The sequence below is a fragment of the Arthrobacter sp. TE12231 genome (assembly GCF_054062895.1).
The window spans coordinates 3,274,186-3,296,569 of sequence record NZ_JBSSFS010000001.1; the positions used below are offsets into that span (position 1 = coordinate 3,274,186).

Sequence of the window (22,384 nt, forward strand, 5' to 3'; positions counted from 1 at the left end):
CGCCGGGCCGGCCCTAAACCCGGCAAGGTCTTCCCAGCCCCCGCCAACTGGTCAATAATCAGACGTTGGCGGGGGCAGCAACAGCGCTCTCCCGCATCGCCTGCCGGACCAGCTGAGGAGTCCCATGACGGTTGAACATGCCCCCGCGGAAATACCTAAGGCGACGTCAGGCGACTGGTTCCAACGCGCCGTCGTCTATCAGATCTATCCGCGCAGCTTCGCCGACTCCAACGGCGATGGCATCGGCGACCTCCGCGGCATCATCAGCAAACTGGACTACCTGAAGCGCCTGGGGGTCGACGTCGTCTGGCTGTCCCCGATCTACACCTCGCCGCAGGACGACAACGGCTACGACATCAGCGACTACCGCAATGTCGACCCGCTTTTCGGCACGCTGGAGCAGCTCCGGGACCTGACCGACGGGCTTCACGCGCGGGGCATGAAGCTGGTGATGGACCTCGTGGTCAACCACACCTCGGACGAGCACCCCTGGTTTGTTGAATCCCGCTCCTCGAAGGACAACCCGAAACGGGACTGGTACTGGTGGCGGCCGCCGCGCGAGGCGGCTGCTGCCGGGGCCGGCCCCACACCGGGCACGGGCTCGGAGCCGAACAACTGGGGCTCGGCGTTCTCCGGGCCCGCGTGGGAGTTCGATCAGGCCACCGGGGAGTACTACCTCCACATCTTCTCGAAGAAGCAGCCGGACCTGAACTGGGAGAACCCCGAGGTCCGCGCGGCGGTCTACGAGATGATGAACTGGTGGCTGGACCGGGGTGTGGACGGCTTCCGGATGGACGTCATCAACTTCATCTCCAAGGACACCTCCCTCCCGGACGGCCCCCGCGGCGACGGCAAGCTCTACGGCGACGGCACCCCCTTCTACATCGACGGCCCCCGCATGCACGAGTTCCTGCAGGAGATGCACCGGGAAGTCTTCGCCGGCCGCACTGGAGAGCTCCTCACTGTCGGCGAAATGCCCGGCGTGACGGTGGAGGAAGCCGTCCTGTTCACCGACCCGGCCCGGGCCGAGGTGGACATGGTGTTCCAGTTCGAGCACGTGGCGCTGGATCAGGAAGAGGGCGACAAGTGGCGGCCTAAGAAACTCCTGCTCACCGAGCTGAAGCAGACCCTGGGACGCTGGCAGGACGGCCTGGCCGAGCGCGGCTGGAACAGCCTGTACTGGGGCAACCACGACCAGGCCCGGGCCGTGTCCCGCTTCGGCGACGACGGTACGTACCGTGAGCTGTCCGCCAAGATGCTGGCGGGCATCCTGCACCTGCACCGCGGCACGCCCTATGTCTACCAGGGCGAAGAACTCGGCATGACCAACATGACCTTCGGTGCGATCAGCGACTACCGCGACATCGAGGTCCTCAACCACCACCGCGAGGCCACCACGCACCTCGGCCATACCGACGCCGAGGTCCTCGCCGCCCTCGCGCCCCTCAACCGGGACAACGCGCGGACCCCGGTCCAGTGGGACGCCTCCCGGCATGCCGGTTTCACTACCGGGGCTCCCTGGATCGCGGTGAACCCGAACGCCAACCACATCAACGCCGCCGCCCAGGTGGATGACCCGGACTCGGTCTTCAGCTTTTACCGCAAGGTGATTGCGCTGCGGCATGCGGAGCCGGTGGTCTCGCACGGGACCTTCACGATGCTCCTGCCGGATGACCCCCACGTCTACGCCTTTGTCCGGTCGCTGCCGAATACCACGTTCCTGGTGCTCGGCAACTTTTCCGGTCAGGACCAGGAGGTGACGCTCGACGACGCCGACGTTGCGGTTGTTGATGTTCCAGCTGTTTGGGACAGCGCGGAACTGGTCCTGGGAAACTACCCTGCAGATGCCGCGGTGCCCCTACTGCATCTCCGGCCTTGGGAGCTGAAGGTCCTGCGCGCCGGAGCAGCGCTGCCGGATCGATAGACCCCGGACGGGAAGTCCGGCGCAACACACACCATCCGCAAAGACTGAGGGAGCCCGACATGACAATTCCTCCGACACCAGAACCCGATGCGTTTCCGCCGGAACCGGGACCCACGACGCCGCCGCCGGAGCCCGGGGATCCGTTCCCGCCCGAACCCGGTCCGATCACGCCGCCGCCGGTTCCTGGGCCTGAGCCGGGGCCCGAGCCGTTGCCAGGACCGGCGCCCACGCCGTCACCGGCACCGGGTCCGTTCCCGACGCCCAATCCCCTCCCGATTCCGGATCCCGGCCCGATGCCGCCGCGGCCGGACCCAACCCGATTCTGATGGGCATCACCCGGCTCTGGCGTCAATCCTCGGGCTGGCTCACCCGGCAATCCCGTGCAGGAAGTTTCGCACTTCCCTGTTGAAGGCGTCCGGCGCCTCGACGGCCGCCATGTGCCCGACGTCGGGAATCGTCACGAGAGTCGAGCCCGGGATCCGCTGGTTCATTTCGCGGGCCACGCTGAGCGGCGAGCGGACGTCCTCCGTGCCGTACAGCAGCAGCGTGGGCACCTCTATGGTTGGCAGGACATCTCGATAGTCGGCGTGTGCGTTCGCGTTTAGGAGTGCCCGCATGCCGCTGGGATGGAAGTCGGCCATGATGGCGCTGACTTCTTGCACCACCGCGGGATCGGCACGGTCGGTGAACAACGTGGGCAGCCACACGGGGATGAATTGTTCCGGCGGCTGCTCAAGTTCGGCCAGCACCTGCGCGTAGCGGCGCTCCACTTCCTCGGGCGGCAGGGATCCCGCCCAGCCGGCGTACGCCGAGACCAGCAGCAGCGACTCAGGGACTGACGGGTAAGTCCGGTACAGCTCCAGGGCAATGCCGGAGCCCATCGACAGTCCGAGGACGTGCGGCCTGCCCGGCACTGCTTCGCGCAGAAATCCGGCCAGGGCGTCGCCCAAGTCCTTGCCGGTAAAGTCCGGTGGCGGATCGTCGGAGCCGCCGCACCCGGGTGCGTCCCAGGCGAAAACCGTGAATTCATCCGACAGCGCCTCGAGCTGCCGCTGCCAGATCCGGCTGTCTTCGTAGGCGCCGTGCAGCAGGACCAGCGGCGGCCCCTGGCCCGCACGCTGGTACCGGATCCTCAGACCCGCAATCTCAACCGTGTCCACGAGGTAATGCTAGGCCGGCCCGGGGTCCCCAGGGCAGGCTCAGGATGCGCGGAGCCGCCCGCGACGCGCAAATGACCCTTCGATGCCGGAATTCGGGCATCGAAGGGTCATTTGCGCGTCAGCCGGGAGATTGGGTGTCAGAGCCTACGGCAGAACGATGTCCCGGGTGCGGTGGTCGTACTGAATGACCAAGACGCCACCGTCGTGGTGGACCTCGTGGTTGGGGCCGTCGAAGGTGCCGAACGCGCCGTAGTTTTCGTCCCACGAGCGGTTCAGGGCGATCTTGAAGGTGTAGAAGCCGGCGGGAATGTCCGCGGCGATCTTCCACAGCTGGTCTACAAGGTCCAGTTCCATCTGTACTTCGTCATACTGCGGCGCCCAGTTGGCCGGGGCGCCCAGCAGGATGTTGAAGTCGCCGGCAACCGCAACGGCCTCCGGCTGTTCGATGGTTTCGGTGCTGACGGCCGGCGCTTCTGCTGCCGGAGCTGCCGAAACGGCCGTCGGAGCTTCTGCCGCAGGGGCCTTGGCAGCGGGCTTGCGCTTCCGCACCGCCTTGGCGACGGGCGCAACGGCCTCCTCGACGAGCTTGGCGGCCTTGTCAGCGACCTTACCGGCTGTCGACGGCGCCTTCTCGGCCTTCGCTGCGGTCTTTGCTGTGGCCTTCGCAGCAGTCTTGGCCGGAGCCTTCGTGGCGGGCTTTTCTGCCGGCGCAGACGGCAGCGGGGTGCCGGCCGGAACCGGAGTACCGGCGTCGAGCGCTTCGGCGAAGGCGCCGGGCTCGGCGAAAGCAACCGTGGCGCGCTGGCCGTCGTCAGTGATGGACCAGCCGGAGCGGCCCTTGACCAGCCAGCCGGCCTTGACCAGCTTGGCTGTGGCAGAGGTCAGCGTCTTGTGGCCGCGGGGAATGCCGCCGCTCAGCAGTTCACGTTCGTGGTCATTGAGGGGCACCCGCACGATGGCCTCGCCCAGGACGGCTCCGGCGTTCAGTTTTTCGCCGGTCCATACCTCCTCTGACAGGACATCCAGCACGGCCTTTAGCCGAAGGTTGGTGTTTTCCGCGGTGTTCGCGCCCATGGGTCTCCTTTAGAAGCAATTGATCCACCTGCATTTTGCCAAGGAAACGTTGGTTTTTGCGAGCGGGATCTGTTAACTCTATGTGTCGTGACCCACTATGACAGCGCCAACCGGGGCGCGCGGGGGATCAACTCACCAGTACCCGCCAGTAGCAAAGCAACGCGGGGTCAGTCCCCGCTCAGTCCTCCGTGCTCCACGTAGCCCCCGTGAGAGCCACGTAAGCCGCCACCGCAGCGTCGAGGGTGGGGTAAAAGTGGTGCGGATCGATTTCCTGTTTGAGCCCGTAGAGTTCGATCTTGTCCTTGACCCGGTGTTTGAGCTCGGCAAACACCAGGGACGTGCCCTGCGCGTCGAGTTCGCGGTCCAGCTCGATCAGCACGTCCGCGGCGGTGGTGTCCACGTCCGTGATCGGTTCGGCCGCGAGCAGGATCCACCGCGGCTTGGGTTCGGTCCGGGCCAACTGACGGATGTTGTCGCGGAATGGATTGACGTTGGCGAAGAACACCGGTGCGTCCCAGCGGTAGATCACCAGTCCGGGCAGATGCTTCGCGTCGGGGTGGAAGTTCACATCGTGAAATCCTTCGTATCCCGGCACCCGCCCGATCACCGTCTCGTAGGGCCACCATGCCCGGCGGAAGATGTTGAGAATGGACAGCCCGACGGCGATGCCGATGCCTGGCAGCACACCCAGGAACGCAACCCCTAGGAAGGCAGCAAGCGACAAGCTGAATTCGGCCTTGCTCTGGCGCCACAGACGCACGGTGCCGGGGATGTCGGCCAGGGACACCGACGCCGTGATCACCACGGCCGCCAGAGCCGGCTGTGGCAGGTTCCGGAACAACCCGGGAAGCAGCACCAGCATGAGGAGCACCAGCACGGCGCCCGTCACACCGGTGAGCTGGGTCTTAGCCCCGGATCGTTCCGCGACCGCTGTCCGGGAGCCGCTCGTGCTCACCGGGAAGCCCTGGAAGAACCCCGCGGCCAGGTTCGCGGCACCAATGCCGATCATCTCCTGGTTGCCATGTACCTCTTGCCCTGAGCGTGCCGCGAACGCCGACGAATTCGAGATCGTGTCCGTCAGGGACACCAACGCAATGCCCAAGGCCCCGGCGAACATCAGTCCGATATCCGAGAGCTCCACGCGGGGAATGGTGAACGGCGGGAAGCCTCGCGGGAGTTCCCCGACAAGGGAGACGCCCCGGCTGGCCAGATCGAAGATCGTCGTCGCCACAATGGCGAGGACCACCATGACGAGCACGGCAGGGACCTTGGGCAGCCACTGCTGCAGGGCAAGTATCAGCACGATCCCGGCGATGCCGACTGCTGCGGCCGCGACCACTGTCTCGCCGTTGGCCACGCCTTGAACAAAGCCGACGAAGTCACCGACGAAGGTATCGCTGTCCACTTTGAAACCGAAGAGCTTCGGAAGCTGGCCCACCAGGATGGTGATTGCGAGGCCGTTCATGTAGCCGATCATGGTGGGTTTGGAGATGAGATCGGCGATGAAGCCGAACTTGGCCACGGACGCCAGGACCATGATGAGGCCGACCATGAGCGCGAGCATCGACGCGAGTGCCACCGCCTTCTGCGGGTCGCCGTCGGAGGCGATGAGCGGCAGGACTGTCGCGGCAATCATTGGACCGAGCGCAGAGTCCGGTCCCAGCACCAAGATGCGGGACGGGCCGAAGACCGCATAGGCGAGCAGGCAGAGGATGGTGGTGTACAGGCCGGTGATCGTCGGCAGTCCTGCCAGCTCCGCATAGGCCATGCCCTGGGGAACGAGCAACGTCGCCAGGACGACTCCAGCGATGATGTCCTTGCCGAACCACTCTCTCTGGTACGTGGCGGGGACGTCGAGCCCAGGCATCACCCCGCGCAGCCATCCGACGCGCCGCTGTCCAGTCTTCGTCATACGTGCACTCTGCCGTTCGGCGCCGCCCGGCGCATCCTCCGGCGAGGGTGAACCGGGCCGGCCGCTGTTCCGTTGTGCCGCTCGCCCGATGGGCCTAGAGTGGCGGTCTGCCCACTGCGCGCCGTCCGGCCGCCCTGTCAGATGCCCGATCGGTGCCGGATCAGGTGCCGGAGGCCGCCCCCGCCGTTCTTTTTGAGGAGATTTCCATGGAAACCCGCACACTCGGTTCGCTCACCGTCTCAGCCCTGGGTTTGGGCTGCATGGGCATGAGCGAGTTCTACGGCCACGGCGACGACAACGAGTCCATCGCCACCATCCAAGCCTTCCTCGACGCCGGCGGAAGCCTGCTCGACACCGCGGACATGTACGGCCCCTTCACCAACGAAACCCTCGTCGGCCGGGCCATCGCCGGCCGACGGGACGACGTCGTCCTGGCCACCAAATTCGGCAACGAACGCCGGGCCGACGGATCCTGGGTGGGCATCAACGGCTCCCCCGATTACGTGCGCGCCGCCTGCGACGCAAGCCTGCAGCGGCTGGGCGTGGACCACATCGATCTGTACTACCAGCACCGGGTGGACAAGACCGTCCCCATCGAGGACACCGTCGGAGCCATGGCCGAGCTGGTCCAGGCCGGCAAGGTCCGGCACCTTGGCCTGTCCGAGGCCAGCGCCGACACCGTCCGCCGGGCCCATGCGGTGCACCCCATCACCGCCTTGCAGACCGAATACTCGCTCTGGGAACGCGAGCCGGAGACGAAGGTGTTCCCGGTGCTCGCCGAGCTGGGCATCGGCTTCGTCCCGTACAGCCCGCTGGGCCGGGGCTTCCTGAGCGGACAATTCCGCAGCCCCGATGACTTTGCTGCGGACGATTTCCGCCGGCACTCCCCGCGTTTCCAAGGCGAGAACTTTGCCCGGAACCTGCAGCTCGTGGATCGGGTCAAGGAACTGGCCGACGCGAAGGGCTGCACCCCGGCGCAGCTGGCGCTGGCCTGGCTGCTGGCCCAGGGCGCGCACATCGTTCCGATCCCGGGCACCAAGAAGCGCGACCGCCTGCGGGAGAACCTGGGGGCCGTCGACGTCGAACTCTCCGCCGAAGACCTCAACCGTCTGGATGAGCTCGCTCCGGCCGGCGTCGCCGCCGGCGCACGCTACCCGAACATGGGCACGATCGACGTCTAAGCGCCACCGCCGTTGCCCTATCACTTATGGCTCCTATCCGGGCGTTTTAGCGACCATAAGTGATAGGGCAACCGTGGTGTTAGACGCCGGACGCCGCCAGTTCGGCCAGCAGCTCGGCTTTGCGCTCGTCGGTGGCGAAAGAGGAGCGGATTGAGTTCGCGGCCATCCTGACGCAGTCAAACTCGGACAGGCCGATCACCGACTTCAGCTGGGCGAAGTTGTCGTCCACGTAGCCACCGAAATACGCGGGATCGTCCGAGTTCACGCTGACGTTCAGGCCCGCCGCGAGCATCGCCGGCAGCGGGTGCTCGGCCAGGGTGTCCACCGCGCGGAGCCGGACATTGGACAGCGGGCACACGGTCAGCGGCATGAGCTCGTCAACCAGCCGTTCCACGAGATCAGGATCTTCCATGCACCGGATGCCGTGATCGATTCGCTCCACGTCCAGCAGGTCCAGCGCATCGATGATGTACGACGGCGGTCCCTCTTCGCCGGCGTGCGCGATCCGGTGCAGGCCGGCGTCCTTGGCCCGGGCGAAGAGCCGCTGGAACTTCGCCGGCGGGTTGCCCACCTCGGCGGAATCCAGCCCGATGCCGGCAATCGGGGCGTCCATGGCAAGCAGCTGCTCCAGGACCTCGAGGGCGGATTCCTCAGTGAGGTCGCGCAGGAAGGCCGCGATCAGCAGGGTGGAGATACCGAACTCTTCGCGGGATCCTGCCAGCACCGAGGCCACCCCGTTGACACACGTCTCCAGCGATATCCCGCGGGACAGGTGCGCCTGCGGGTCCAGCATGATCTCCGCATGCTTAACACCGGCGAGCGCCGCCCGGCTCAAGTAGGCCCGTGTCATGTCCGCGAAGTCCTGTTCGGTCTGCAGCACCGCCATGTTGGCGTAGTACAGGTCCAGGAAGGACTGCAGGTCGGTGAACTCATACCGGGAACGCAACTCGTCCAGGTCCGCATACGGCAGCTGGATCCCGTTGCGCTCGGCGAGCGCGAAGATCAGCTCCGGCTCGAGCGTTCCCTCAATGTGCAAGTGCAGTTCAGCGACGGGAAGTACGTGGGCTTCCTGGGGGATCTCGGCAAGTTCGGCGGCCTCGGTGAGTTCCGGGGCTTCGCCGCTGTCAGGGCCAGTCGCGGCCGCATCTGTGCCGGCGGCGGTTTCGGTGCCGGTGCCCGTGCCGGCGTCGTTTGTTTCCATTCGGTAAGGATATGCCTGCGCTCCTATATGCCCGCACCGATACGCCCGCACCCCTCCGACACCGATAGAGTCGAATCAATGCAAAGTAAACAGCATGCTTCCGAACTGCCCGGCCCCACCGTTCCGGACCTGACTCCGGGGAGCCCCACGGACGGTTTTGTGCGGGTGCGCGGCGCACGGGAGAACAACCTGCGCAACGTGGATGTGGATGTGCCCCGCGACGCGATCGTCGCCTTCACCGGCGTCTCCGGCTCCGGCAAGTCGTCCCTCGCCTTCGGCACCATCTACGCCGAGGCCCAGCGCCGCTACTTCGAATCCGTGGCCCCTTACGCCCGCCGGCTCATCCAGCAGGGGCACAACCCCAAAGTGGAGATGATCACCGGGCTGCCGCCCGCCGTCGCGCTTCAACAACGCCGCGGCACCCCGAGTTCGCGCTCCACCGTGGGCACGCTCACCACGCTGTCCAACTCGCTGCGCATGCTCTTCTCCCGCGCCGGCAGCTACCCGGACGGCGCCGCACCGCTGGACTCGGACGCGTTCTCGCCGAACACCGCCGCCGGAGCCTGCCCGGAGTGCCACGGCCTGGGGATCGCGCACACCGTGACCGAAACCTCCCTGGTCCCGGACACCTCGCTCACCATCCGCGACGGCGCCATCGCCGCCTGGCCCGGGGCCTGGCAGGGCAAGAACCTGCGCGACATCCTCACCCACCTGGGCTACGACGTCGACACGCCCTGGCGGAACCTGCCCAGGAAGGACCGCGATTGGATCCTGTTCACCGAGGAACAGCCCGTGGTGGAGGTGACGCCGCAGCGCGACCGCGTCGCCAAGCCCTACAAGGGACGGTTCTGGAGCGCCAAGAGCTACGTGCTGCACACCCTGGCCGATTCCAAGAGCACCACGATGCGCGACCGGGTGCTGCGCTTCATGGAAACCGGCCCGTGCCCGCGTTGCGGCGGCAGCGGCCTGACGCCCGCCGCCCTGGCGGTGACCTTCGCGGGCCGCACGATTGCCGAGCTGAACGCGGTCCCGATGACGGAGCTGGCGGACATCATCCGCCCCACCACCGAGCTCACACAGGCCGGAACCGCCTCACGCAAACAGACCCCCGGCAAACAGTCCTCCGCCGAGGGCACCGAGGTGGCCGTCGCGATCACCCGGGACCTCCTGCAGCGCGTCACCGTGTTGCTGGACCTCGGCCTCGGCTACCTCGCCCTCGGCCGCTCCACCCCCACCCTCTCCCCCGGCGAAATGCAGCGGCTGCGGATCGCCACCCAGCTCCGCTCCGGCCTTTTTGGCGTGATTTACGTACTGGACGAGCCTTCCGCCGGGCTGCACCCCGCCGACGCCGAACCCCTGCTCGCGGTCCTGGACCAGCTCAAGTCCTGCGGCAACTCGGTGTTCGTAGTGGAGCACAACATGGACATTGTCCGCCGCGCCGACTGGCTGGTGGATGTGGGCCCGCGCGCCGGTGAGGGCGGCGGCGAAGTGCTCTACAGCGGTCCCGTGGCCGGTCTCGCCGAGGTGGACGCGTCGGTCACCCGGCCGTTCCTATTCCCGGATGGTTCGGCAGGTTCCACTGGCGGCGCTGACACGAGGGACGACGACGGCGGCCGCTCGGCTGACGCTGGCACGGCTGGCGGCGCCCGCCGGGAAGCCGCGGACTGGCTGGAACTGCGGGACATCAGCAGGCACAACCTGCGCGACCTCGACGCCAACTTCCCGCTGGGCGTGCTAACCGCAGTCACGGGCGTCTCCGGTTCCGGCAAGTCCACGCTGGTCAGCCAGGTCCTCGCCGACGTCGTAGGCGCCCGCCTCCATCCGGAGGCCGATGCAGCAGCGAAAGCCCCCCAGGACCTGGAGTCCGAGACCGGCGAGTCCACCGAGCCGCTCAGTGTTGGCCCGGTCACCGGGCTGGACCGGCTGGACCGGCTGGTCCAGGTGGACCAGAAGCCGATCGGCCGTACCCCGCGCTCGAACCTCGCCACCTACACCGGACTCTTCGACGCGGTCCGCAAGGAATTTGCGGCCACGGACCAGGCCAAGGCCCGGGGCTTCGGCGCCGGACGCTTCTCCTTCAACGTTGCCGGGGGCCGTTGCGAGACCTGCCAGGGTGAAGGCTTTGTGGCCGTGGAACTCTTGTTCCTGCCCGGCAGTTACGGCCCGTGCCCGGAATGCCACGGCTCGCGCTACAACCCGGAGACCCTCGAGGTCACCTACCGCGGCAAGAACGTCGCCGAGGTCCTGGGCCTGACCGTCAACGCCGCCGCGGAGTTCCTCGCCGGGGTACCTGCAGCGGCACGCAGCCTGGAGACGCTGCGCGAGGTGGGCCTGGGCTATCTGCGCCTCGGCCAGCCAGCCACCGAGCTCTCCGGCGGTGAGGCCCAGCGCATCAAGCTCGCCACCGAACTGCAGCGGGCCCAGCGCGGCCACTCCCTTTACCTGCTGGACGAGCCCACCACCGGCCTGCACCCGGCCGATGTCCAACTACTCATGGCCCAGCTTCACCGGCTCGTGAACGCCGGCAACACCGTCATCGTGGTCGAGCACGACATGGATGTGGTGGCCGCCGCGGACTGGGTGATCGATCTGGGCCCGGCCGGCGGCGACGCCGGCGGTCAGATCGTGGCAACCGGGACGCCCGCCGCCGTCGCGCGCTCCGGGACGAGCCGGACTGCGCCTTACCTGGCCACCATGCTCGGGGTCTGACGCGAACATGTTCGCGTGAGCCAGCGGCGGGATGATAACGGCAGAAACGGGAAAAATAACGTCTTGATAACGGGCAGGCCCTGCCTTAATCTGGTTTGCATGCCCGGCAACCGGGTATTGAATGCCCGGTGCTGCCACCACCAGATACTGCCCGACCGGTAGACACCGTAATGACCTCTAATGTCAGGGGCGGGCAGTGGCGCGACAACGTCCGGGGACGGACCGAGCGCCGGTGGCCCTCAGGAGCATCTGAACCATGAAGAAATCCACCTATGGCACTGCCGCGCGCCGCGGCATCACACTGGCGGCTGTCTCGATTGCAGGCGTCGCATTGTCGGCCTCGGCAGCCAACGCGGCCGCCCCGGCCACAGCCCCCGCCTCCACGTGGGACTCCCTGGCCCAATGCGAAAGTGGCGGCAACTGGGGCACCAACACCGGAAACGGTTACGGGGGCGGGCTGCAGTTCAGCCCCGGCACCTGGGCCGCTTACGGCGGAACAGGCTCTGCGGCCAATGCCAGCCGTGAGCAACAGATCGCCGTCGCCCAGAAAGTGCAGGCCGCCCAGGGTTGGAGCGCATGGCCCGCCTGCGCCGCGAAGCTGGGCCTGCACGGAGGCGCCGGGGCTCCGCAGAGCGCAACAACGTCACGCCAGCCCGCCGCGGTTGCAGCCCCAGCGAGGGTGCCTGTGCGGAATGTAGCGCTCAAGGCGGCCGTCCCGGCACCCCGCCACGTTGCGCCGGTATCAGTCAGTGGCCAGACCTACACCATCCGGAGCGGCGAAACCTTGAGTACGATCGCCGAGAAGCTCAACATTGCCGGAGGCTGGCGCTTGCTGGCCGACGCGAACGCGGCGATCATCAGCAACCCCCATGTGGTGTTCCCGGGCCAGATGCTGCAGCTTCCCGCATAGGCCACCCGCTAAAGCACGACGCCGTTACAGCACGACGCCGGAGCAATCCCGCGAGGGGACGCTCCGGCGTCGTGGTGCGTGAGTGACCCGTGCTTCTCGGGTGGTCGGTGCTGGCTAGGCGGCCTGCGGGATTTCGCGGACAATCTGAAGTTTCCACGCGGCGTCGTCGCTCGTGTCCAGCAGGGCCACGGTGCCCATAGCCAGGTGCAGTGCCACCCGCTTCGCGGCGAGCAGTTCCAGGTAGAGGTTTTCGTTCACGCGCGCAGGGGCGTCGATGACGTACTTCACGGCGTCGCGGACCTTGCGGTAGTTGTCGCTCCGCTCGCGGTGCAGGTGCAGTTCCAGCATGCGGCGCTGCTTGATCCGCGGCTCGTTCCGGTTCAGCCAGGACACTGCGGCGTGGACGCCAACCACCAGGGCCAGTGAGACGACGTAAATCCACCAGCCCGTGTTGAGCAAGAAGAGGGGCAGGTTGGCGATCGCCACGACGGCGATGAAGAGGCGAAGCGCCAGAATCCGCCGCATGGTCAGCGCTACCGATGCCATTGCGGCGCGGAACCCATGCTGTTCCTTACGGGCTGCCACGGGGTCAAGAATGACCTCCTCCAGCACCACAATGCCGTTCGCTTCCGGGTCGAGCAGTTGGCCGTATTTCGGCACAAACGGCATAACAGGGGCTGGATTCATGGCGTGTCCTCCGGGCGGCATTGATGGGGTCCTGCTATATTACGCCCCTTCGTAATGAGCTGTCTGCTTCATTCCAAAATGTGAACATGCCCACGCGCGGTCCTGTGCAATTGGTGGATTCGTCGCGTGGCCTCAAACTGGAGAGATGCAGACTTTCCTCCCCTTCCCCGATTTCCAGCAGAGCGCCGCGGTTTTGGACCGCGAGCGGCTCGGCAAGCAGCGCGTTGAAGCGCTGCAGATTCTGCGTGCGCTGGTGATCCCGGAGTATGGCTGGCAGTCGCACCCGGCCATCCGGATGTGGATGGGGTACGTCCCAGCATTGACGATGTACGGCCTGGCCGTAGTGGATGAATGGACGGCCCGCGGCGGCGAGGACACCACCCGCGAGAAGATCATGGAGTTTGCCCCGCAGGCGGCCCACCCCGACTACGCCTCCAAGATTCCGATGCCGCCGTGGCTGGGCGAGCCGGATTTCCACCTCAGCCACCGGTCCCGGCTGATCGCCAAGGATCCGCGGTTCTATGCCAAGGTCTTCCCGGGCACGGACCCGGACCTGGAGTATGTCTGGCCGGAGCCCAGGCTCGAGCTCGTGCCCGAGGATCCTGCCGGGGAGCGGATGTGGGTCCTGCGCCTGCCGCTCGGCGACACCGGACCGGAGCAGCTGAAGACTGTCAGCCTGCCGCCCGTGGGACGCGCCAAGCCCGCGGCCGATGACGACTACCAGTTCGTCTACGCAGATTCGGGCTCCCGCCGCCCCAAGGTACGCAAACTGCCGCCGAAGCAGCTCGTCAAGAAGCCCACCCGCAAGCGCCAGCAGCAAGAAGATGCGTTCACCACCCTTCCGGGCAACTCCGTGGTCGCCATCCCGGTCAACGGCGGCACCTCCTTCGCCATCGGCAAGGTCCTGGGCCATCCGATCACCGTGGACGGCCAGTTCGCGCGCAACTTCCAGGTCGACGAGATCGTGGACCGCTCGGCCTTCGATTACCCGGCCCTGCTGCAGGACCCGCGGGCCTTCTTCCCGATTCCGGCGAGGTAGCCGAGCGGCTGCAGCCGAACGACGTCGGGCGGGGTCCGACGTCGGGCGGTGCCTGGCGTCGGGGTCTGGCGTCGGGTCCGCTGGTTCAGTGGGCCACAAGTTCAGTTCAAGTTTTGCCCGGGCCTGTGCGCAGCGCTCCGTGAAGGCTGGCAGACTGGCCCTATGACTGTACTTTTGGCCGGTTGCGGCGATTTGGGCACTGAGGCCGGGCTGCGTTTCGCGGCCGCCGGACACCGTGTGGTGGGCTGGCGTCGCTCGCCGGGCAAGCTTCCGGCTGCGATTGAGGGGGTCGCCGCGGACCTGAGTTCGAGCGAGCTGCCGGCCGTCCCGACGGACACTACCGCCGTCGTCGTCGCGATTGCCGCCGATTCCCCCACGGAAGATGCGTACCGGAGTGCATATGTAGATGGTCTCGCACACGTGCTGGACGCAGTGCTGGCGTCCGGAGCCACCGTCCGCCGGGTCCTGTTTGTGTCCTCGACCGCGGTCTACGGTGACGCCGGCGGCGGCTGGATCGATGAACGCACGACGCCGGAACCCGGCGGGTTTTCTGGCCGCATCATCCGCGAAGCAGAGGAACTCCTCTACCGCCGTTTGAGCGGCACCGGCATCACCCCCGTCGTGCTGCGGCTGGGCGGCATCTACGGTCCCGGCCGGACCCGACTGATCGACCAGGTGCGCGGCGGAACGGCCGTTATTCCGGCGACGTCGCGCTTTACCAACCGTATTCACCGGGACGACGCCGCCGCGGCAATCGTCCACTTGTGCACCATGGATGCGGTCCCCGGGCCCGTGTACATAGGCGTCGACAACGAACCGGCCGAGCTCGGTGACGTGCTGGGCTTCCTGGCGGCCGAGCTGGGACTCCCCCAGCCGGCGTCGGAGTCGGCGGACCCATCGGGCGCGGCATCGACGTCGGGCGGGACTTCGACGTCGGGCGGGGAACCGTCACGGGGTGGCAACAAGCGGGCGAGCAATGCCCGGCTCCGCAGCACCGGCTTCAAGTTCCAGTACCCGAGTTTCCGCGAAGGCTACCGGGCCATTCTTGCCGGGGTCGGCGTCCGGCACCCCTAAAGCCTGCTTCGATCACCGCACACTTCACTACCACCTTCAATGAGGGGAACCATGGATCTTCAGCACACTATTGAGACGGTCGGCAGCTTCATGGACTTCGCGGGAGTGGCCGTCATGGTGATCGGCGCGATCGTGTCCATCCCCCTGGCGCTGCGGGGATATCAGCCGGAACGGTTGCCGGCTGGCTCCGAGCCGCTAACCGTCTACCGCTCCTACCGGCAACTGCTGGGCCGGTCCATCCTGTTGGGTCTGGAGCTGCTGGTCGCCGCCGACATCATCCGGTCGGTCGCCGTCACTCCGACCTTCGAGGGTGTCGGCGTGCTGGGCATTATTGTGCTCATTCGAACCTTCCTGAGCTTCTCGCTCGAGCTGGAAATCACCGGACGCTGGCCCTGGCAGAGCCAGCGCGGAGGTCCATCGGCCTCCTCAGTGACCGGCTAAAGCCATTCCAGACGTCGCCGCCGAACTGAGGCGACATCTGAACTGAGCCGACGTTCGAGGTGGGGGCGCTGAACTACGGAGCTTGCAGGAAGGAAAATTCACATGAACATAGTTCCTTGGCCCGCCGCACCCGAGCTTCCGCGCCCGATCATCATGGATCAACGCTGGACCGATGCTGTCTTCCTGCACTGGCGAATCCCTGAGCCGGTGGCGGCGTCGTTCATGCCTCCGGGAGTTGTCCCGGACAGCTTTGACGGATCCGCCTGGGTGGGGCTCATCGGTTTTCGAATGCAAGGCGCCGGTCTGGGCCGCGGACCCGGTATCCCGTATTTCGGAAGCTTCACCGAGATCAACGTGCGCCTCTACTCCCGGGAACCGGACGGCACCCGGGGAGTAGTCTTCCTCAGTCTGGATGCGTCGCGGTTGGCGGTGGTGCTCGCTGCGCGGGCCGCCGGGATTCCCTATGTCTGGTCTCGCGCGAGCTTCGCCGGTGGGGATGCCGTGCCACCCGGGGAGCTTGGAGCCGCCAGCATGGCGGGGCCCCAGAGCGGTTACTTGGTGCGGCGTTTCCGGGGAGGCGCTCGGAGCGATTTCGCCGTCGTCCCGGAGTTCGACGTCGAGGCGACCGACTCGTTATCAGTACACCTGACGGCCCGGTTCGGCCTGCATTCCCGGTTTAGGGGCAAGACCCTCTATGTTCCGAACGAGCACACCGCGTGGCCGCTGTACCAGGCGCACGTGACCCGGCTGGAGGATCAGTTGGTGCGCGCTGCCGGCATTGAAGTCACCGGGGCGCCGGAGTCCGTGCTCTTCTCGCCCGGAGTGCGCACGCAGTTTGGCCGGCCGCGGGTCCTGACCCGCGCACCCTGACCCGCGCGCTTTGACCCGAGTGCCCTGAAATCCTGGCGACCGGGCACCGGGCGCCACGGGGGCAGTTGGCTCGCACGGTTCCCGCTAAAACTGTCACACCCCCGGAGGAGACTGGTGTCATGGAAGCCGCCAGGGGTTTCATTCCGTTCGGGGACGACGGGCACGGCACGGATCAGTGCACCGGTCGCGCTGCAGGCTGCGGCGCGGATCCCGGCACCGGCCGCGGCGCAGGTGCCGGTTCGGGTCCGGCCGGGCGGTCGGGGGTGGGTGTTGCCCTGGCCGCGTTGGAGGCTGTGGGGTCGACGGTGCTTCAGGATGCGGCGTTGTGGGATTTCCGGGCCGCGGCGGACTTCGCCGGGGGTGTGGAGGAGCTCTCGCGCCGGTTGGAGTTTTTGCAGCTGGTGGCGGCCGGCGCGGTGGACCGGACCAGGAAGCAGTCCGCCACGGCGGGGACGGCGGCGGGGGCCGGCACGTCGTGGACGACGGGCTGGCGCGACGACGTCCCCGGAACCGCGGCCGCCAGTGGCGCACCGTCCGGCACGGTGAGCGCCGGGACCGATGACGTGACCGACGGCGGAATCAACGGTGGGATCGACAGTGTGCCCGAGTCTGCGGCTTCGCCCGATGCGCTGACCGGGGAGGGTGTGCCGTGGGATGCGGCCGGTGACGCGGCGGTGGTGGATGACGGGTATCGGAACACGGCGGAGTTCCTGCGGGCGCGGCTGCGGATCAGCGCCCCGGAGGCTAAGCGCCGGCTCGCCCTCGCCGGGGGTGTGCTGCCGCGCCGGGGACTCACCGGCCAGCCCGTCCCGGCCGTGCACGCGGAGCTCGGTGCGGCGGTCGCGTCCGGGCAGGTCGCATCCGGGGCCGCGACGATCATCACGGCGGCGCTGGAGAAGGTCCGGCACGTCTGTGACGCCGGGTCCCTGGCGCGGATGGAGCACGCCCTGACGCGCACGGCGGCGGAGAACGACGCGGACTTCCTGGCCCGGGTGGCCCGGGGCTGGGCCGATGCGCTGGATCAGGACGGTGCCGAGCCCTCCGAGGAGCTGCTGCGCCAGCTACAGGGCGCCTTCATCCGGCGCCGGCGCCACGGCCTGCACCATCTTGAGATTTTCGCGACCACCGAACAGTTCGAATACCTCCTCACCGTCATGAACACCGGCACCAACCCCCGGACCACGGACACCGCCGGGACCACGAACGCTGCCCGGGCCGCTGTTGAGGGCACGCCCGCGTCCGACGGCCCCGCGGCCAGCGCCGAGACTGCCATCGGCCACGGCTGGCCCTCCGGTGCTGGCGCCCCTGATGGCTCCGCCACCGGTACGGCGGCTGATCGAGGGGCCTCCGGTGCAGAGACGGCCGCCGGTCACGGCTGGACGGTTGATGCCACCCCCGGTGCCGCCGCTTCTGCTGACTGGGCCGCAGGTGCAGAGACGGTCGCCGGTCACGGCTGGACGGTTGATGCCACCGGCGGTGGCACTGCGGCCTTTGCTGGCTGGGCCGCAGGTGCCGGGGCTGCGGCCGTTCACGGCCGGGCAGGTGATGCCACCGACGCTGAGGCCACGCCCGTTTCTGCTGGCTGGGCCGCCGAGCCTGCTGGCATGGCTTTCGCCGTGGGGTGGGCTCCGAGTGCGGCCGCCGGCGAGCGTTCGGGCCTCGGACCCGCCAACGCAGCCGGTGCCGGCGGTCAGTGGCCGGTCACGGATGCCGGGGCCAGCGTATGGGCCTGTGATGCCCGGGCCGCAGGCGTGTCGACTCACGCGGATACCCAGGCCCCGGCCCCGGCCCCGGCCCCGGCCCCGGGGAATTATTCCGCTCCGGATGACGCCCCCGCAGCAGCGGGGCAGTCAATGTGCGAGGAGGATCCCGGGACGGAGCGGCTGGATCCCCGGTCCCGGGCCCAGCGGCTGCTGGACGGCCTGGTCGGTGCCTGCGGGATCGCCCTCGCCACCGGCGGCCTGCCCGCCGCCGGCGGGCTCCGGCCCCAGGTCATGGTCACCATCGACTACCGGGACCTGCTGACCCGGCTCGGCACCACCCCCGACCGCACTGCCGCCGGTGAGGCAGACGCGGGCGGCGCGCCAGACGCGGGCGGCGCGCCAGACGCGGGCGGCGCGGCGGGCGAAGCCGGCGAGGCCGCCTGCCAAGCTGGCCCGACAGAAGGTCAGGAAACGGCCGGTGGGGCGTTCCGGCCCGCGGGGGCGGTGCGGGAAACGGGATCGCTGCTGTTCACCGGACCCGTCACCGCCTCCACCATCCGGAAGATCGCCTGCGACGCCGACTTTATCCCCGTCCTGCTCGGGGGTGAGGGACGGATCCTGGACATCGGCCGGGCCTCCCGGATCTTCCCGCCCCACCTCCGCAAAGCCCTCATCGCCCGGGACCTCGGCTGCGCCTTTCCCGGCTGCACCATCCCCGCGCCCTGGTGCGAAGCGCACCACATCACGTACTGGTCCCGCGGCGGGACCACGGGCACGGAGAACGGGGCCCTGCTCTGTTCCCATCACCACCACGTGATCCACAAAGAGGCGTGGACCATCCGGCTCCGGACCGGGATTCCCTGGTTCATCCCGCCACCCCACATCGACCCCGGCCAAAAACCCCGCCGCAACCACTACTTCACACCCGCCCGACCCGCCCAGGCCGCATAACCGCAAGCCGCAGAGTGACACCGCAACTCCTCAACCCGGCCTATGGCGGCAGACCGGTCAGTGGCGGCGTCATCCGGGCTAACGTGCCGGCCGTGTAATCACGGACCCGGCAGCGACGGGAGTCCGGTCGGTAGTCACGGCACCTCGACCTTCCGAACAGCCCACGAGACTCCAGGCCACCTCTCCAGTTATCTCGATCATGGAGATAACATCGCACTGTGAACGATGCGATGCCGAAGGACCCCGGCAAACCTGTTGTTGATCCTGGGCCGGATGCAGCGAGTGGAGCCCGTCGGCCTGAATCGTCCGCCCCTGCGCCGGACCCCGCAGATTTGGAGTCCCCACACCTAAGGTCCGCTCAGGTCAACGCGGCTGGAACCGAGTCGGCGGGCTTCAGGTCGGCGGTGCTGAACTGGAGCGGCGCCTTCGCCGCCGCCGCGCTGATCGTGGTTCCGCTCTGGATGCTGATTGGCAACCCTGCAGTCCTCGGCGGCCACCCCGCACTGCCCGTGCTGCTGATCGTCGCGGCCGTGGCAGGTCTGCTCTGGGCGTTCATCCTGGTCAAACGCTCGACTCTGCTCGAACGCTGGAGACTGAACAAACAGCAGAATCCAAGAGAACATGGGCAGAAGTTGGTCAGCGTGTCATCCTGGCAACTGATTCGCGGCCTCGCTGGCAGGATCGTGGTCTTGGGGGTCGTCGCGGCGTTGTTGTGGCTCAACCCGTTCCCCTACCAGCCAAGCGGCACCGCCGGCCAGACCACCGCACCCGGCGGAACCACCGGAAGCGCCGCGAAAACCAGAACCGCGACGATCACGGAGGACGCCACCTCGATCACCCTTGTTCCGGAAGGCAAAGCCACCACGGGGCTCGTCTTCTACCCCGGGGCCAGAGTCGATGCGCGCGCCTATCAGGACATCCTGCGCCCGCTTGCAGACGCCGGCCACCTGGTGGTCATCCTGAAAACCCCACTGGGCATCCCCCTGCTGAACACCGGCCAGGCCCGTGAGGTCATGGACCGGCACCCGGAGATCGGTTCCTGGGCTGTCGGTGGTCATTCCTTGGGAGGGGTGAGTGCGTCCTCCTTCGCGAAGTCGAATTCCGATGTCTCCGGGCTGCTGCTGTTTGCCTCGTATCCGGCCGAAAACATGGCAGACGCCCCCGGCCTCTCAGTGCTGTCCATCTCAGGCTCGAATGATGGCCTGAGCACTCCCGCCAAGATCGCGGCGTCGAAATCCCTACTCCCGCCGAACACCACCTACGCAACGGTCGTGGGCGGCGTGCACGCGTTCTTCGGGGACTACGGCGAGCAGCCCGGGGACGGCGAGCCGGGCATCTCCCGTGAACACGCGCAGCAGCAGATCGTCGCTGAGTCGCTCAGCTTCATGGACCAACTCCAAGCCAGCCGCTAACAGCAACCAGGCGAAGGCCCCTCCGGAACCGCACGAAGTCTGCACCGGCGGAGCGCTCCATCCGCTACCGGCCCGCGGCGTACCCCTGCGCACCGCGCGGGTTCGCGGCCGCCTGCAGGACGCCGGTTTCAGGATCCCGTACGACGGCGGACAGCCGTCCCAGCGTCCAGTCACCAGCCCGGGTGACAATATGGCCCCGGCGCTCCAAGCCCTCGATGACGTTCTCCCCCAGCCGGCCTTCGACGACGGCGCCGCCCGGCTCCCCCGTGCGCGGCCAGAACGACCCGGGCATCGACGTCGTATGGAACGTCGGCGCGTCGATTGCCTGCTGCGGCGAGTACCCGCCCACGATAGTCCGCAGCAGGTAGGGTAGCTGCCATTGGTCCTGTTGGTCTCCGCCGGGCGAACCCAGTGCGGTCACGGCCCGGCCGCCACGCAGCACGAGAGTCGGCGTCAACGTGGTCCGCGGTCGCTTGCCGGGCGTCAGCGTGGACGGCGTCCCGGGTTCCAGCCAGGTCATCTGCAGCCGGGTGCCGAGACAGAAGCCCAGCTCCGGGATCGCGGGCGAGGACTGCAGCCAGCCACCCGAGGGCGTAGCCGAGACCATATTGCCCCAACGGTCCACGACGTCGATGTGACAGGTGTCGCCCCGGGTCTCACCTGTCGGCGCCACGGTCGGCTCCCCGATGCCCAGGGCCGCGTGACGACGGGACCCAGTCCCGCGCCCGTCGGCCGTGCCACCGCCAGCCACGCCGCCGTCGAGCGCAACACCTGCGGCGCCGCCACCCGACCGTCCAGCGGCCACCGGCGGCACGTACTCGGTGCGCAGCGGCGGGATGTACGGCTCACGGCCCGGCACTGTTCCGGGACGGAAGGCGTGGGACGCCCGGTCCGTGATCAAGGCCCGACGGCTGGCGCAGTAGTCGGCCGAGAGGAGGTAGTCCAGCGGAACGTCGGTGTCCCCGTAGTATGCCTCGCGGTCTGCCAACCCAAGCTTCTGCGCCTCCAGGATGGTGTGCGCACCCAGCTCCGTGGACGGGTCCAGGTAACGGTCCTCGAAACCATCCAGGATGGCGAGTGTCTGGAGCAGTGCCGGCCCCTGGCCCCACGGGCCGGTTTTGGCAATTGTGTGGCCGCGGAACTCTGCGGTGGAGGCGGCCTCGTAGCTGGCCTCGAACCCTGCCAGATCCGCCAGGGCCAGCACCCCGCGGTGGTCCATGCCCGAGGAGTGCCGGTGCGGGGCCTGAACCGAATCCACCATGGCCCGGGCCACGAATCCCTCGCGCCACTCGCGCCGGGCTGCATCAATCCGGGCCTCGCGGGACGGTGCTCCAGCACCGCTCTCGATGAGCTGTTCCAGCGTCCGGGCATAGGCCGGATTCCTGACCACCACACCCTCAGCCGGGATTCTGCCGCCGGGCATCCACAGCTCCGCAGAGGTGGTCCAGTGCGCCTGGAACAGAGCGGCCACGGCCGCAATGGTGGTTCCGACCCGGCCCAGCATCGGGTGGCCGTCCCGCGCGTAGCCGATCGCGAAGTCCAGCACGGTCTCCAGCTCCCAGGTGCCGTGGTCACGGAGCAGCAGGAGCCAGGCGTCGACGGCGGCAGGCACCGCGGCGGCGAGCGCACCGGAGCCCGGCACGAGTTCCAGGCCTTCGGCAAGGTAGTGCTCCACGGTGGCCCCGGCAGGCGCGGGACCCTGGCCCATCAGGACTACCGTCCTGGACGGTTCGTCTGCCGTGACAAACACGCCGGTCATGTCGCCGCCGGGTCCGTTGAGGTGCGGCTCCACCACATGCAGCACGAACGCCCCCGCCACGGCGGCGTCGAAGGCGTTACCGCCGCGTTCCAACACGGCTTGGGCCGCCGCCGTCGCGAGCCAATGCGTGGATGCGCTCATCCCGAACGTGCCCTGCAGTGTGGGGCGGGTGGTGAACGGATCCGGGCGCGTAAACGCGGCCGCACCAGTGTGCTGCCGGTGCAAGGAATCTTCTGCCGCCACGGGGTCAGCCAAACAGTGCCGCCACCCGGGTCAGGGTCTCGTACACTCCGAAGGCGAGCGGCACTCCCACGAGGCCCCACGCGATGATCAATTTTCCGGTCGACGATTCCACGGGTGTCTGCGCATTACTCATC

Annotated in this window: 17 protein-coding genes; 10 read left to right on the forward strand and 7 right to left on the reverse strand. The window is 67.9% G+C overall.

Annotated features, from left to right (window positions below; genetic code table 11):
- Window positions 1-124: 124 nt before the first annotated feature.
- Window positions 125-1,924, forward strand: a complete 1,800-nt coding sequence (locus tag ACVWYS_RS14675; RefSeq protein ID WP_456509996.1) for a glycoside hydrolase family 13 protein — start codon at window positions 125-127, stop codon at window positions 1,922-1,924.
- Between the two features lie 365 nt (window positions 1,925-2,289).
- On the opposite strand, the gene ACVWYS_RS14680 is transcribed toward ACVWYS_RS14675, so the two are convergent.
- From ACVWYS_RS14680 to ACVWYS_RS14690, 3 genes are all read right to left on the reverse strand, one after another.
- A complete protein-coding gene (locus ACVWYS_RS14680) occupies window positions 2,290-3,084 on the reverse strand; it encodes an alpha/beta fold hydrolase (RefSeq protein ID WP_456509997.1) in 795 nt (264 codons plus the stop codon).
- A gap of 144 nt (window positions 3,085-3,228) precedes the next feature.
- Entirely contained in the window at window positions 3,229-4,158 is a 930-nt protein-coding gene (locus ACVWYS_RS14685; protein ID WP_456507349.1) for a pullulanase X25 domain-containing protein, read from the reverse strand.
- A 178-nt stretch (window positions 4,159-4,336) separates the two neighbouring features.
- A complete protein-coding gene (locus ACVWYS_RS14690) occupies window positions 4,337-6,070 on the reverse strand; it encodes a SulP family inorganic anion transporter (protein WP_456509998.1) in 1,734 nt (577 codons plus the stop codon).
- Between the two features lie 206 nt (window positions 6,071-6,276).
- Between ACVWYS_RS14690 and ACVWYS_RS14695 the strand changes: the two genes are divergently transcribed.
- Window positions 6,277-7,251: an aldo/keto reductase gene (locus tag ACVWYS_RS14695; protein ID WP_344364451.1), complete on the forward strand. Its 975-nt coding sequence runs from the start codon at window positions 6,277-6,279 to the stop codon at window positions 7,249-7,251.
- Between the two features lie 79 nt (window positions 7,252-7,330).
- Here the strand turns inward: ACVWYS_RS14695 and ACVWYS_RS14700 are convergent, their stop codons facing one another.
- Window positions 7,331-8,452, reverse strand: coding sequence for an adenosine deaminase (locus ACVWYS_RS14700; RefSeq protein WP_456509999.1), 1,122 nt, complete (start codon window positions 8,450-8,452; stop codon window positions 7,331-7,333).
- 78 nt (window positions 8,453-8,530) lie between these two features.
- Between ACVWYS_RS14700 and ACVWYS_RS14705 the strand changes: the two genes are divergently transcribed.
- Window positions 8,531-11,161 (forward strand): ABC transporter, encoded by a 2,631-nt coding sequence (locus ACVWYS_RS14705; protein WP_456510000.1) that lies wholly within the window; start codon window positions 8,531-8,533, stop codon window positions 11,159-11,161.
- Between the two features lie 256 nt (window positions 11,162-11,417).
- Entirely contained in the window at window positions 11,418-12,071 is a 654-nt protein-coding gene (locus ACVWYS_RS14710; protein ID WP_456507352.1) for a LysM peptidoglycan-binding domain-containing protein, read from the forward strand.
- Window positions 12,072-12,185: 114 nt separating this feature from the next.
- Here ACVWYS_RS14710 and ACVWYS_RS14715 read toward each other — a convergent pair whose 3' ends face one another.
- The gene (locus ACVWYS_RS14715; RefSeq protein ID WP_344364441.1) at window positions 12,186-12,758 is read right to left on the reverse strand and encodes a hypothetical protein; all 573 of its coding nucleotides are present in this window, start codon (window positions 12,756-12,758) and stop codon (window positions 12,186-12,188) included.
- Between the two features lie 145 nt (window positions 12,759-12,903).
- On the opposite strand from ACVWYS_RS14715, the gene ACVWYS_RS14720 reads away from it, so the two are divergent.
- The 6 genes from ACVWYS_RS14720 (at window position 12,904) to ACVWYS_RS14745 (ending at window position 20,248) form a co-directional block, all read left to right on the forward strand.
- Window positions 12,904-13,797: an MSMEG_6728 family protein gene (locus ACVWYS_RS14720; RefSeq protein WP_456510001.1), complete on the forward strand. Its 894-nt coding sequence runs from the start codon at window positions 12,904-12,906 to the stop codon at window positions 13,795-13,797.
- A 162-nt stretch (window positions 13,798-13,959) separates the two neighbouring features.
- Complete coding sequence (locus tag ACVWYS_RS14725) at window positions 13,960-14,871, forward strand: SDR family oxidoreductase (protein ID WP_456507354.1); 912 nt, start codon at window positions 13,960-13,962, stop codon at window positions 14,869-14,871.
- A gap of 51 nt (window positions 14,872-14,922) precedes the next feature.
- Window positions 14,923-15,312 carry a DUF1622 domain-containing protein gene (locus tag ACVWYS_RS14730; protein WP_456507355.1) on the forward strand — a complete coding sequence of 130 codons (390 nt, stop codon included), beginning with the start codon at window positions 14,923-14,925 and terminating at the stop codon, window positions 15,310-15,312.
- A 102-nt stretch (window positions 15,313-15,414) separates the two neighbouring features.
- The gene (locus ACVWYS_RS14735; protein ID WP_456507356.1) at window positions 15,415-16,182 is read left to right on the forward strand and encodes a YqjF family protein; all 768 of its coding nucleotides are present in this window, start codon (window positions 15,415-15,417) and stop codon (window positions 16,180-16,182) included.
- 119 nt (window positions 16,183-16,301) lie between these two features.
- Window positions 16,302-18,836 (forward strand): DUF222 domain-containing protein, encoded by a 2,535-nt coding sequence (locus ACVWYS_RS14740; RefSeq protein ID WP_456507357.1) that lies wholly within the window; start codon window positions 16,302-16,304, stop codon window positions 18,834-18,836.
- A gap of 404 nt (window positions 18,837-19,240) precedes the next feature.
- The gene (locus ACVWYS_RS14745) at window positions 19,241-20,248 is read left to right on the forward strand and encodes an alpha/beta hydrolase (RefSeq protein WP_456507358.1); all 1,008 of its coding nucleotides are present in this window, start codon (window positions 19,241-19,243) and stop codon (window positions 20,246-20,248) included.
- 64 nt (window positions 20,249-20,312) lie between these two features.
- Here the strand turns inward: ACVWYS_RS14745 and ACVWYS_RS14750 are convergent, their stop codons facing one another.
- Together ACVWYS_RS14750 and ACVWYS_RS14755 are read right to left on the reverse strand one after the other, a co-directional pair.
- Complete coding sequence (locus ACVWYS_RS14750; RefSeq protein ID WP_456509078.1) at window positions 20,313-22,148, reverse strand: gamma-glutamyltransferase family protein; 1,836 nt, start codon at window positions 22,146-22,148, stop codon at window positions 20,313-20,315.
- Window positions 22,149-22,254: 106 nt separating this feature from the next.
- Window positions 22,255-22,383 carry an MFS transporter small subunit gene (locus tag ACVWYS_RS14755; protein WP_456507359.1) on the reverse strand — a complete coding sequence of 43 codons (129 nt, stop codon included), beginning with the start codon at window positions 22,381-22,383 and terminating at the stop codon, window positions 22,255-22,257.
- Window position 22,384 lies beyond the last annotated feature (1 nt).

Coding starts and splice junctions, on each gene's coding strand:
- ACVWYS_RS14675 (WP_456509996.1), top strand. CDS start 125: ATGACGGTTGAACATGCCCCCGCGGAAATACCTAAGGCGACGTCAGGC.
- ACVWYS_RS14685 (WP_456507349.1), bottom strand. CDS start 4,158: ATGGGCGCGAACACCGCGGAAAACACCAACCTTCGGCTAAAGGCCGTG.
- ACVWYS_RS14690 (WP_456509998.1), bottom strand. CDS start 6,070: ATGACGAAGACTGGACAGCGGCGCGTCGGATGGCTGCGCGGGGTGATG.
- ACVWYS_RS14695 (WP_344364451.1), top strand. CDS start 6,277: ATGGAAACCCGCACACTCGGTTCGCTCACCGTCTCAGCCCTGGGTTTG.
- ACVWYS_RS14700 (WP_456509999.1), bottom strand. CDS start 8,452: ATGGAAACAAACGACGCCGGCACGGGCACCGGCACCGAAACCGCCGCC.
- ACVWYS_RS14705 (WP_456510000.1), top strand. CDS start 8,531: ATGCAAAGTAAACAGCATGCTTCCGAACTGCCCGGCCCCACCGTTCCG.
- ACVWYS_RS14710 (WP_456507352.1), top strand. CDS start 11,418: ATGAAGAAATCCACCTATGGCACTGCCGCGCGCCGCGGCATCACACTG.
- ACVWYS_RS14715 (WP_344364441.1), bottom strand. CDS start 12,758: ATGAATCCAGCCCCTGTTATGCCGTTTGTGCCGAAATACGGCCAACTG.
- ACVWYS_RS14720 (WP_456510001.1), top strand. CDS start 12,904: ATGCAGACTTTCCTCCCCTTCCCCGATTTCCAGCAGAGCGCCGCGGTT.
- ACVWYS_RS14725 (WP_456507354.1), top strand. CDS start 13,960: ATGACTGTACTTTTGGCCGGTTGCGGCGATTTGGGCACTGAGGCCGGG.
- ACVWYS_RS14730 (WP_456507355.1), top strand. CDS start 14,923: ATGGATCTTCAGCACACTATTGAGACGGTCGGCAGCTTCATGGACTTC.
- ACVWYS_RS14735 (WP_456507356.1), top strand. CDS start 15,415: ATGAACATAGTTCCTTGGCCCGCCGCACCCGAGCTTCCGCGCCCGATC.
- ACVWYS_RS14740 (WP_456507357.1), top strand. CDS start 16,302: ATGGAAGCCGCCAGGGGTTTCATTCCGTTCGGGGACGACGGGCACGGC.
- ACVWYS_RS14750 (WP_456509078.1), bottom strand. CDS start 22,148: ATGAGCGCATCCACGCATTGGCTCGCGACGGCGGCGGCCCAAGCCGTG.
- ACVWYS_RS14755 (WP_456507359.1), bottom strand. CDS start 22,383: ATGAGTAATGCGCAGACACCCGTGGAATCGTCGACCGGAAAATTGATC.